The 11,645-nt window shown below is 73.9% G+C and carries 8 protein-coding genes; 7 read left to right on the top strand and 1 reads right to left on the bottom strand.

The annotated features are described in order from the left end of the window. Nucleotides 1–45 precede the first annotated feature (45 nt). A complete protein-coding gene (locus AB0947_RS30135) occupies nucleotides 46–3,906 on the top strand; it encodes an alpha/beta fold hydrolase (protein WP_366753508.1) in 3,861 nt (1,286 codons plus the stop codon). Between the two features lie 66 nt (nucleotides 3,907–3,972). Here AB0947_RS30135 and AB0947_RS30140 read toward each other — a convergent pair whose 3' ends face one another. Continuing rightward, the gene (locus tag AB0947_RS30140; protein ID WP_366753509.1) at nucleotides 3,973–4,227 is read right to left on the bottom strand and encodes a hypothetical protein; all 255 of its coding nucleotides are present in this window, start codon (nucleotides 4,225–4,227) and stop codon (nucleotides 3,973–3,975) included. A gap of 287 nt (nucleotides 4,228–4,514) precedes the next feature. Here AB0947_RS30140 and AB0947_RS30145 point away from each other — a divergent pair, with 287 nt between their 5' ends. The 6 genes from AB0947_RS30145 to AB0947_RS30170 all read left to right on the top strand — a co-directional run bounded on the left by AB0947_RS30145 (nucleotide 4,515) and on the right by AB0947_RS30170 (nucleotide 11,548). Continuing rightward, nucleotides 4,515–5,318, top strand: coding sequence for an ABC transporter ATP-binding protein (locus AB0947_RS30145; RefSeq protein ID WP_366753510.1), 804 nt, complete (start codon nucleotides 4,515–4,517; stop codon nucleotides 5,316–5,318). Further along, nucleotides 5,318–7,828 (top strand): FtsX-like permease family protein, encoded by a 2,511-nt coding sequence (locus AB0947_RS30150; RefSeq protein WP_366753511.1) that lies wholly within the window; start codon nucleotides 5,318–5,320, stop codon nucleotides 7,826–7,828. The genes AB0947_RS30145 and AB0947_RS30150 overlap by 1 nt, the downstream gene beginning before the upstream one ends. Nucleotides 7,829–7,914: 86 nt before the next feature. Next, entirely contained in the window at nucleotides 7,915–9,213 is a 1,299-nt protein-coding gene (locus tag AB0947_RS30155) for a sensor histidine kinase (protein WP_366753512.1), read from the top strand. Further along, nucleotides 9,177–9,821 (top strand): response regulator transcription factor, encoded by a 645-nt coding sequence (locus AB0947_RS30160; RefSeq protein ID WP_366753513.1) that lies wholly within the window; start codon nucleotides 9,177–9,179, stop codon nucleotides 9,819–9,821. The genes AB0947_RS30155 and AB0947_RS30160 overlap by 37 nt, the downstream gene beginning before the upstream one ends. 111 nt (nucleotides 9,822–9,932) lie before the next feature. Then, entirely contained in the window at nucleotides 9,933–10,688 is a 756-nt protein-coding gene (locus AB0947_RS30165) for an alpha/beta fold hydrolase (protein ID WP_366753514.1), read from the top strand. Beyond that, nucleotides 10,670–11,548 carry an SDR family oxidoreductase gene (locus AB0947_RS30170; protein ID WP_366753515.1) on the top strand — a complete coding sequence of 293 codons (879 nt, stop codon included), beginning with the start codon at nucleotides 10,670–10,672 and terminating at the stop codon, nucleotides 11,546–11,548. The genes AB0947_RS30165 and AB0947_RS30170 overlap by 19 nt, the downstream gene beginning before the upstream one ends. The last annotated feature ends 97 nt before the right edge of the window (nucleotides 11,549–11,645 follow it).

The following is an 11,645-nucleotide window of genomic DNA, read 5'->3' on the forward strand; positions in this document are numbered from 1 at the left end:
CCGAGACGGCGTGCTGTTTCGACGCCCGTGACAAGGAAGAGGACCATGGCCGAGTCCGAGAAGCCGGACACCAGGATGGTCGAGGCGCTGCGCGCCTCGCTGAAGGAGATCGAGCGGCTGCGGGAACGCAACCGCGCGCTGACCGCGGCGGCCCGGGAACCGATCGCGATCGTCGGCATGGCCTGCCGCTACCCGGGCGGAGTGCGGTCCCCGGAGGACCTGTGGCGGCTGGTCGCCGACGGCGCGGAGGGCATCACGCCGTTCCCCGGCGACCGCGGCTGGGACCCGGACCTGTACGACCCGACGCCGGGCGTGCCGGGCCGCTCCTACACCCGGGAGGGCGGCTTCCTGCACGACGCGGGGGACTTCGACGCCGCGTTCTTCGGCATCAGCCCCAACGAGGCCCTGGTCATGGACCCGCAGCAGCGACTGCTGCTCGAAGGCTCCTGGGAGGCCCTGGAGAACGCCGGCATCGACCCCGTCGCGCTGCGCGGCAGCCGCACCGGCGTGTTCGCGGGCGTCATGTACCACGACTACTTCGGCAGCTTCGGCTCGGGCAGCATCGTCTCCGGCCGCGTCGCCTACACCCTCGGCCTGGAGGGCCCGACGCTCAGCGTGGACACCGCCTGCTCCTCGTCGCTCGTCACGCTGCACCTGGCCGCGCAGGCGCTGCGGCAGGGCGAGTGCACCCTGGCGCTGGCCGGGGGAGTGACGGTGATGGCCTCGCCGGGCACGTACGTGGAGTTCAGCCGGCAGGGCGCCCTGTCCCCGGACGGGCGCTGCCGCTCCTTCGCCGAGGACGCGGCCGGCACCGGCTTCTCCGAGGGACTGGGCATGCTCGTCCTGGAACGGCTGTCGGACGCGCGGCGCAACGGGCATCCGGTGCTGGCCGTCGTCCGGGGTTCGGCCGTGAACCAGGACGGGGCGTCCAACGGTCTGACCGCGCCGAACGGTCCGTCGCAGCAGCGGGTGATCCGGCAGGCGCTGGCGTCGGCCCGGTTGTCGGCGGCGGACGTGGACGTGGTGGAGGCGCACGGCACGGGTACCACGCTGGGTGATCCGATCGAGGCGCAGGCGCTGCTGGCCACCTACGGCCAGGAACGCTCCGCCGGCGCCCCGCTGTGGCTGGGGTCGGTGAAGTCGAACATCGGGCACACGCAGGCCGCCGCCGGTGTCGCGGGTGTCATCAAGATGGTCCTGGCGATGCGCAACGGGGTGCTGCCCAAGACCCTGCACGTGGACCGGCCGTCGGCCAAGGTCGACTGGGACGCCGGACAGGTGCGGCTGCTGACGGAGGAACAGCCCTGGCCCCGCACCGGCCGGCCGCGCCGGGCCGCTGTGTCCTCCTTCGGCATCAGCGGCACCAACGCCCACGCCATCATCGAGGAGGCCCCCGAGGAGGAGCCGGCGGACGCCGAACCGGACGCCCCGGCGGTCGTATGGCCGCTGTCCGCCCGCTCGGCAGCGGCCCTGCCCGCGCAGGCCGAGCGCCTGCACGCCTTCCTGGCGGACCGGCCCGAGCTGCACCCGGCGGCCGTCGCCAGGGCCCTCGGCACCCGGCGCACCGCCTTCGACCACCGCGCGGCCGTCACCGGCACCGACCGGGACCAGCTGCTCGCCGGACTGCGTGCCCTCGCCGAGGGCGCCCCCGCCCCGACGGCCGTCACCGGCAGGGCGCGGACCGGCACCCGTACGGCGTTCCTGTTCACCGGCCAGGGCGCCCAGCGCCTCGGCATGGGCCTCGAACTGCGCGCCCGCTACCCGGTGTTCGCCGAGGCCTTCGACGCGGTCGACGCCCGGACCGGCCTGGACCTCGCCGGGGTGCTGGCCGGCGACGACGCCGACGCCGTCCACCGCACGTGGTACGCGCAGACGGCGCTGTTCGCCTACGAGGTGGCCCTGTTCCGGCTGCTGGAGTCCTTCGGTGTGCGGCCCGACGTGCTGGCCGGGCACTCGGTCGGGGAGATCGCCGCCGCCCATGTGGCCGGCGTCCTCGACCTGGACGACGCCTGTGCCCTGGTGGCCGCCCGGGGCCGGCTCATGCAGGCGCTGCCGGAGGGCGGCGCGATGGTCGCCGTACAGTCCGGCGAGGAGCGGGTACGGCCGCTGCTGGACGGCCGCGTCGGGCTCGCCGCGGTCAACGGGCCGTCCTCCGTGGTGCTTTCGGGGGAGGAGACGGCGGTGCTCGCCGCCGCCGAGGGCTTCGCGAAGACCAAGCGGCTCGCCGTCTCGCACGCCTTCCACTCGCCGCTGATGGACGGCATGCTCGACGAGTTCCGTGCGGTGGCCGAAAAGCTGACGTTCCATCAGCCGCGCATCCCGCTGGTCTCCACGCTCACCGGGCGTCCCGCCGACGGGCAGCAGCTGTGCGACCCCGGCCACTGGGTGCGGCACGTGCGGGAGACGGTCCGGTTCGCCGACGCCGTCGCGGCCCTCACCGCCTCGGGCGTCGGCCGCTTCGTGGAAGTCGGCCCGGACGCCGTGCTGACCGGCCTCGTCCGCGAGTGCCCGGACACCGACGGCGCCGTCCTCGTCGCCCTCGGCCGGCGCCACGGCAGCGAGCCCGCGGCCCTCCTGTCGGGCCTCGCCCGTCTGTACGCCGACGGCCTCGCCCCCGACTGGGCGGCGCTCTTCCCCGGCACGGCCCGCGCCGATCTGCCCACCTACGCGTTCCGGCACGAGCGGTACTGGCTGAACGCGGACGCCGCCCTCACCGCCCTCCCGGCGGCCGCGCCGGCGCCCGCCGCCGGGACCGCGGACGCCGAGCCGCTCGGGCAGCGGCTCGCCGGCGCCCCGCCGGCCGAGCAGGAGGCACTGCTGACCGAGCTGATCCGGGCCCAGACCGCCGCCGTCCTCGGGCACCCGGGACCGGAGGCCGTCGAACCCGACGCCGTCTTCCTGGAGATCGGCATGGACTCCGTCTCCGCGGCCGAACTCCGCGCAGCCCTCGGCGCCGCCCTCGGCAGCACCCTGCCGGCCGGTGCCGTCTTCGACCACCGCACCCCGGCCGCCCTCGCCACCGCCCTGCGCGGGCACCTGGCGGGCGGCGCCCCCGGCCCGGCGGGCGCCGGCGACCTGGAATCGGTCAGCGGTCTGGTGCGGCGCGCGGCGGCCGACGGGCGGATGGACCGGGCCATCGACCTGCTGCGCACCGTGGCCGACATCCTCCCCGGCTTCTCCAGCCTGGACGAACCCGGCGCCGTCCCGGACCCGGTGCGGCTGGCCACCGGTGACGCCTCCCCACGGCTCGTCTGCCTGCCGTCGCCGATGGCGCTCGGCGGCGCCCACCAGTACGCCCGCTTCGCCCGGCACTTCGACGGCCGCCGTGACGTCGTGGTGCCCGCGGTGCCCGGCTTCGGGCCCGGCGAGGCGCTGCCGCGTTCCGTGGACGCGGTGGTGGAGGTGGTCGTCGAGGGCATCCGCCGGGCCTGCGCGGACGAGCGGCCGTACGTGCTCGTCGGCTACTCCTCCGGCGGCCAGTTCGCCCATGCGGCGGCCGAGATCATGGAGAAGGCCGGACAGCCGGCCGCCGGCGTGGTGCTGCTGGACACCTATCTGCCCGGGGACGACGGCAAGGACGACCTGTGGCGGCAGATGTTCGACGGCATGCTGGACCGGGAGTCCTCGCTCGGGGGCTTCGGGACCGCCCGCCTCGCCGCCATGAGCCGCTACAGCGACCTGATCCAGCACTGCCTGCCCGGCGCCCTCGCGGCACCCGTGCTGTTCGTACGGCCGACGGAGTCCTTCGCCGCCGGCACCGACGACTGGCGGGCGAGCTGGCCCGCGGAGCACGAGCCGGCCGATGTGCCCGGCACGCACTTCACGATGCTGGAGGACCGCGCGGAGGCCACCGCCGAGGCGGTCGAGACATGGCTCACGGCGGCACGGTCCGCCGCCGCGTCCTGAAATCGGGGGCGGTCGAAAGGGAGGGGGCGTGGGTGGCCGAAAGGCTGCCCGCGCCCCCATTTTCCTTCACTCACCGGCCTCGCGGAAATGCGCCAACCATGCGTGGATATCGCATTGGACACTGGCCGGATCGATACCTAATTGCACGGCGATTTCATCGGCGGCCGATTCCGGCTGCCAGCCGCTCCGCTGGAGCGCCAGCCACATCGTCGTGCCGCGTGGGCCGCATCGGTGCCGCTTGCCGGTGCGCCGGGAGAAGAGCTCTAAATATCCGTCGGGCCGGACCTGTGCGGTCAGTTCGTGGTCAGGCCTCGTGGCCATGGGACTTCCCATCTTCCGTGGATTTCTGCGGACGGTTTCGACGTTACCCGTGCGCAAGCCCCGGGACACGGGTGGCAACCGGCCCTTTCGAAGGGAAGTCAAATATGCGGACAAGGGTGACGGCATCGCTGCACAAAGCTGGTGGACACCCGACGGAACCTGCCGCTTCGAGGTAGAGAAACCTCTACCTCGAACTGGCCGGACAATGCCAATGTGCTGCGGGGCCGGCGTTCCTAATCTGGTCCCCAGACACCGCGTGAGAAGCGAAATCTCGTAGGGGAGCCCCCGTGCACACTTCACACGACCTCCGCCGGACGGAGGCGGTACGGCTGGATGCCGTGTCGAAGACCTATGGCCGAGGAGACAGCCAGGTGGCGGCGCTCCGCGGGCTCACCGTGAGCTTCGCCGACGGCACCTTCACCGCCGTCATGGGACCGTCCGGGTCGGGCAAGAGCACCTTCCTGCACTGCGCCGCGGGACTGGTCCAGCCCACCTCCGGCACGGTCACCGTCGGCGGCACCGACCTCGCCGGCCTGGACGACACCCGGCTGACCAAGCTCCGCCGCGACCGGATCGGCTTCATCTTCCAGTCCTTCAACCTGCTGCCCGCGCTCACCGTCATGCAGAACATCACCCTGCCGCTGCAACTGGCCGGACAGCGGCCCGACAGGAACCTGATCCGCACCGTCGTGCAGCGCGTGGGCCTGGCCGAGCGGCTCGGTCACCTGCCCTCCCAGCTCTCCGGCGGGCAGCAGCAGCGCGTCGCCATCGCCCGCGCCCTGGTGACCCGCCCCGCCGTGGTCTTCGCCGACGAGCCCACCGGCGCCCTCGACACCCGCACCGCCGCCTCCGTGCTCGGCCTGCTGCGCGAGTCCGTCGACACCGCCCGCCAGACGCTGGTCATGGTCACCCACGACCCGGTGGCCGCCTCCTACGCCGACCGCGTGGTCTTCCTCGCCGACGGCACCTTCGCCGGCGAACTGCTCCGGCCGACGGCCGACGCCGTCGCCGCCCGGATGACCCGGCTCGGCGCCTGGGAGGACGACACCCACCGGCAGAGCGCCGCGCAGCCCTCGGGAGGTCGGTACTGATGTGGCGCCTGGCACTGCGCACCCTGAAGTTCCGCCGGACGAGCTTCGTCGCGACCTTCCTCGCCATGTTCCTCGGCGCCGCGATCGTCATCGGCTGCGGCGGCCTGATGGAGACGGGCGTCCGCATGGCGGCCGAGCCCCAGCGCCTGAACGGCGCACCGGTCGTCGTCACCGGTGAACAGACCTACGACTCCACCGCCCTGACCGAACGTCACCGCATCGACCCCCGCCTCGTCGGCGAGGTCGCCCGGGTCCAGGGCGTCCGCACGGCCGTCGGCGACGTGTCCGTCCCGGCCACCGTCCTGAAGGACGGCAAGCCGGTGACCGGCAAGTCCGCCTCGTACGGCCACGGCTGGGCCTCCGCCCGGCTCACCCCCTATACCCTCGCCGCCGGTAAAACCCCCGTCGCCGGCGGCGAGGTCGTCCTCGACGCGGACCTCGCCCGGCGCGCCGGCGCGCGCCCGGGGTCCGCCGTCGACATCGTCGTCCAGGGCACGCCCCGCCGGTTCCTGGTCAGCGGCGTCGCCGAGCAGCACGGCGACCGCAACCCCGACGCCGCCGTGTTCTTCACGGACGACGAGGCCCGCGCCCTCGCCGGCGGCCGGATCGACTCCATCGGCGTGCTGCCCGACCCCGGCACACCGGTCACCGCGGTCGCGGACGCGGTGCGCGCCGAGGTCGGCGACCGCGCCGAGGTGCTGACCGGCGAACGCCGGGGACTGGCCGAACTGCCCGGCACCCTCGCCAGCCAGCGCACCGTCGTCATCCTCGCGGCCGTCTTCGGCTCCTCCGTCGTCCTGATCGTCATGTTCGGCGTCGCCTCCACCCTCGGCCTCTCCCTCCAGCAGCGCGCCCGCGAGATGGCCCTGCTGCGCGCCGTCGGCTCCACCCCGCACCAGCTGCGCCGCATGATCCTCAGCGAGACGGCCGTGCTGTCGGTGGGCTCCGTACTGCTCGCCCTGCTGCCCGGCTACGCCATCGGACGGCTGCTGTTCGGGGTGCTGACCTCCAGCGGCGTGGTGTCGTCGGCGATCGTCTACCACGCCGGATGGATGCCGATGGCCGTCGGAGCCGTCGTCACCGTGCTCGCCGCGGCCGGCGCCACCCGGTTCGCCGGACGGCGCGCCGCCCGCACCGAACCGGTCGCCGCGCTGGCCGAATCCGCCGCCGGCACCCGCTGGTTCAGCGTGCCGCGGCTGCTGCTCGCGCTGTTCTTCCTCGCCAACGGCATCGGCCTGGCCGTCGCCACCGCCACCGTCATGGACGACGGCCCCACCCTCGCCAGCACCGCCGGGCCCGCCTCCGTGCTGTTCTGCATCGGCCTGGCCCTGCTCGCCCCCGGCATCACCAAGGCCATGGTCGCGGTGCTCCGCCTGCCGGTACGGGCGCTGTCCGGGCTCTCCGGTCAGCTGGCGCTGCGCAACGCCGCCACCGCCAACGTCCGCATGGCGGGCGCGGTCGCGCCGATCGTCCTGCTCATCGGCATCGCCACCGGCACCCTGTACATGCAGTCCACCGAGGACCACGTCTCGCGGACCTCCTACGACCGCAACATCCTCGCCGACTACGTCCTCGACTCCACGACCGGCGGATTCGCGCCCGGTGTCGTCGACCGGGTGCGTGCCACGCCCGGGGTGGCCGCGGCCTCCGAGTTCGTCACCAGCCGCGGCTTCGTGGACCGCGCCGGCGGCCCGGACCAGGTCGACCTGCGCGGCGTCTCCGCCGACGGCGTGCGGCAGAGCCTGGACCTGCCCGTCGTCGCCGGGTCCCTCACCGGCCTGCGCGGCGACACCGTGGCCCTGTCCGACAAGAAGGCCCGGGAGTACGGGGTGAAGGTCGGCGAGCGGCTGCCGATGCACCTCGGGGACGGCACCGTCGTACGCCCCACCGTCGTGGCCCTCTACCGCGACAACCCCAAGCAGGAGTACCTGACGCTGCCCGCGGCCACCCTCGCGCCGCACACCGGTGACGGGCTGCCGCACCAGATCCTCGTGCGCACCGCGCGCGGCGCCGGCGCCGCCGTCCACGAACGCCTCGCCGCGCTGGCCGCCGGGGTGCCCGGCACCGAACTGGACGACAGCTCCTCGCTGGCCGGCCGCAACAACCAGATCCAGCAGATCCTGGTCTCCGCCAACTACACCATCGTCGCCATGATCGTCGGGTACGCCGCGATCACCGTCGTCAACACCCTGGTGTCCGTCACCCGGAAACGGAGCGCGGAGTTCGGTCTCCAGCGGCTCACCGGCGCCACCCGCGCCCAGGTGCTCGGCATGCTGACCGTCGAGGGCCTGCTGACCGGCGTCGTCGCCACCGTCCTCGGCACCGTCGCCTCCGCGACCACCATCGTCCCCTACAGCCTCGTCAAGAGCGACTCCTACCTGCCCTCCGGATCCATCGGCATCTACCTCGCCATCGTCGGCGGATCGCTGCTGCTGGTGTTCGGCGCCACGCTGCTGCCGTCCTGGCGCGGCATGCGCAGCCCCGCCGTGGAGACGGTGAAGGCCGCGTGAGCCACCCCCTGGCCGGGCCGTCCCCGCTTCCCCCGGGCGGGGGCGGCCCCTGCGTGACGGGCGGCCGGGAATGGGAGCATGAGGACATGAAGACTGTGCCGGTCACGTGGCGCGGCCGACTCGGCCGCGCCACCGTGGACACCCTGGTCGGCGTGGCCATCGCCTCCGGAGCGCTGCTGTCGGTCGTCCTGTTCGTCACCACCACCTACTTCATCGTCCTGTGCCTCATCGGCATCGGCTTCCTCGCGCTGCCCTACCTGACCCGGGCCGTGCGATGGCTGTGCGACCTCAACCGGCGGGCCGCCGCGCGCTCCGGCGTCCCGGTGGAGCGGCCCTACCGGCCCGAGCCGGAGGAGATCGAGAAGGACATCGTCGGCTGGACGCGGCGCTGCAAGTGGATCCTCGCCGACCCCGCGACCTGGCGGGACCTGCTGTGGCTGCTCCTCAACTGCGTCGTCGGCCTCGTCGGGTTCGTCCCGGCCGCGCTGCTCTACTACGCGGGGGAGGGACTGTTCCTCGCCGCCGGCCTGTGGCGGCCCCTCGCGGAGGACGGCCACGGCCGCTGGTACTGCTTCGTCACCGTCGACAGCTGGCCGGCGGCGCTCGCCGCGGCCCTGCTCGCACTCGTCGTGCTCACCGGCTGGGTGTTCCTCGGCCCGCTCGTCCTCAAGGGCTTCGCCTACTTCGTCCGCCTGCTGCTGGGCCCCACCCGCCAGTCCCAACTCGCCTCCCGCGTCCAGCACCTGTCCGAGACCCGCTCCGGTGCCCTGGACATCCAGGCCGCCGAACTGCGCCGCATCGAACGGGACCTGCACGACGGAGCACAGGCCCGGCTCGTCAGCCTCGGCCTCCAACTCGGCGCCGTGGACCGGAAGATGAACCAGGACCCGGAGGAGGCCCGGCGGCTGCTGCGGCAGGCCCGCACCTCGTCGGTGCAGGCGCTGCGCGAACTGCGCGACCTGGTCCACGGCATCCACCCGCCGGTCCTCGCCGAACGGGGCCTGCCCGACGCCCTGCGCGCCCTGGGCCTGGCCAGCCCACTGCACGTCACCGTGGTGGTGGACCTGCCCGGCAGACTGCCCGACCCGGTCGAGTCCGCCGTGTACTTCGCGGTGTCCGAGCTGCTCGCCAACGCACTCAAGCACGCCGACGCGCGGCGCGTGGAGGTCGTCGCCTGGCGCGAGGAGGACACGCTGCACGCCCGGGTCACCGACGACGGCCGCGGCGGCGCCGACGCGTCGGCGGGGAGCGGCCTCGCGGGCATCCGACGGCGGCTGGCATCCTTTGACGGGGTCCTGGAGATCGACAGTCCACCGGGCGGTCCGACCGTGATGAAGATGGAGTTGCCGTGCGCGTTGTCCTCGCCGAAGACCTCTTCCTCCTGAGGCAGGGGATCATCCAACTGCTGGAGGCGTACGACTTCGAGGTGGCCGCCGCCGTCGACAACGGCACGGACCTCGCCGCCGCGATCACCGAGCACCGGCCCGACATCGCCATCGTCGACGTACGGCTCCCGCCCACCTTCACCACCGAGGGCCTCCAGGCCGCCCTGCGCGCCCGCCGGGAGCGGCCCGGCCTGCCGATCCTCGTCCTCTCCCAGCACGTCGAGCAGATGTACGCCCGGGAACTGCTGGCCGACGGCACCGGCGGCATCGGCTACCTGCTCAAGGACAGCGTGCTGGACGACGAGCAGTTCATCGACGCCGTGCGCCGCGTCGCGGCCGGCGGTACGGCCATGGACACCGCCGTGGTCGCCCAGCTGATGACCAGTCACTCCCGGGACGAGCCGCTGGCCGCGCTCACCGCCCGCGAGCGCGAGGTGCTGGAGCTGATGGCGGAGGGCTGCTCGAACACGGCGATCGCCCAGCGGCTCACCATCACCGAGGGCGCGGCGGCGAAGCACATCTCCAACATCTTCACCAAGCTGATGCTGCCGCCGTCGAGCGACAGCAACCGCCGGGTGCTCGCCGTGCTGGCCTACCTCAACGCCTGAGCGGGCCGGTTGGGGCGGGTAGGGGTGGTCCGCCCCCGCCCCGGGCGTGAGACTGCTGGGGCACCGCCCCCGCGCCGAGCGCCGCAGCCCAGGAAGGGAACGCCCGCCCCCATGACCACGCTCACCGAGCAGGACAGCCTCTGGATCCGCCGCTACCATCCCCGCCCGGACGCGGCGGCCAGGCTGGTGTGCCTGCCCCACGCGGGCGGCTCGGCGACCTTCTACCACCCGGTGTCGGCGGGCATGCCCGCCTCCGTGGACGTGCTCGCCGTGCAGTACCCGGGGCGCCAGGACCGCCGCGGCGAGCCGTGCGCCACGAGCATCGGCGAACTCGCCGACCAGGTCACCGCCGTCCTGCTGCCCTGGGCGGACCGCCCCCTGGTCCTGTTCGGCCACAGCATGGGCGCCACCCTCGGCTTCGAGGTCGCCCGCCGGCTGGAACGCGACCACGGCATCGTCCCGCGCGCCCTGTTCGCCTCCGCCCGGCGGGCCCCCTCCTGCCCGCGCCACGAGACGGTCCACCTGCGCGACGACGACGGACTCATCGAGGAGATGCGCCGGCTGAGCGGCACGGACGCGTCGATCCTCGACGACGAGGAACTGATCCGCATGGCCCTGCCCGCGATCCGCGCCGACTACCGCGCGGCCGAGACCTACACCTACGAGCCGGGCCCGAACCTCACCTGCCCCATCGTCAGCCTGGTCGGCGACGACGACCCCAAGGTCACCGTGGACGAGGCCCGCGCCTGGTCCGGCCACACGGACGCGGCATCCGAGTTCCACGTGTTCCCGGGCGGGCACTTCTACCTGACGGCGCATGCCCAGGACGTCCTGGGCATGCTGGCGAAGTGGACGGTACGCGCGTGACGTCGGTGCTGGTCACCGGGTGCAGCAGCGGCATCGGCCTGGAGACGGCCCTGGCGTTCGCACGGCGCGGGGACCGCGTCCACGCCTGCGTCCGGAACCCGGCCGGCGCGGAGGAACTGCTGCGGCGCGCCCGCGCCGAGGACCTCACCCTCGACGTCCCCCGGCTGGACGTCACCGACGACGCGTCCGTCACCGCCGCCGTCACCGCGGTGCAGGACCGGCACGGGCCCGTCGACGTGCTGGTCAACAACGCGGGCATCGACCGGACCGGTCCCGTCGAGACCATGCCGCTCGACCGGGCGCGGGAGCTGATGGAGACCAACCTCTGGGGCCCGCTGCGCGTGTCCCGCGCCGTGCTGCCCGGCATGCGGGCCCGGGGCAGCGGGGTCATCGTCAACGTCTCGTCCCTCGCCGGGCGGACGTTCGCCGTGCCGCACGGCGGGTTCTACGCGGCGAGCAAGGCCGCCCTGGGCGCGCTCAGCGAGGCCCTGTACGCGGAGGTCCGGCCCTTCGGTATCCGGGTGGTGTGCCTGGAACCCGGCAGCTTCGCCTCCCGCATCCGGGGCAGGTCCGTCGCGGGCGCCACCGGCGCGGAGCCGTCCGGGGACGACCCGTACCGCGCGGACCACGCCTGGCTGGCCCGGTTCCTCACCCGTGTCGCGGAAGGCGCCGCTGACTGCGCGGAGGCGGCCGAGGCCGTCGTCGCCGCCGCCGACGACCCCGGCACCGCGCTGCACACGGTGGTCGGCAAGGACGCGGAGGCGGCCCTGGGCTTCCTGGCGGGCGTCTCCTACGAGGAGTGGCTGCCCCGCTTCCTCGGCCAGGCCGAGTCCCTGGCGGGGCCCCGGCCCACCCCGTGAACGAGCGGCCGCCGGTACGACGCGGGCCACTGACCCGCCCAAGCGCCACGCCCCGCAGCGAGGTGGCCGTGGCCCGGTGCGCGGCGGTCGGCATCGG

Origin of the sequence: Streptomyces sp. NPDC047841 (genome assembly GCF_040704085.1) — a bacterium.
GTDB classification, from domain to species: Bacteria; Actinomycetota; Actinomycetes; order Streptomycetales; family Streptomycetaceae; genus Streptomyces; species Streptomyces argyrophylli.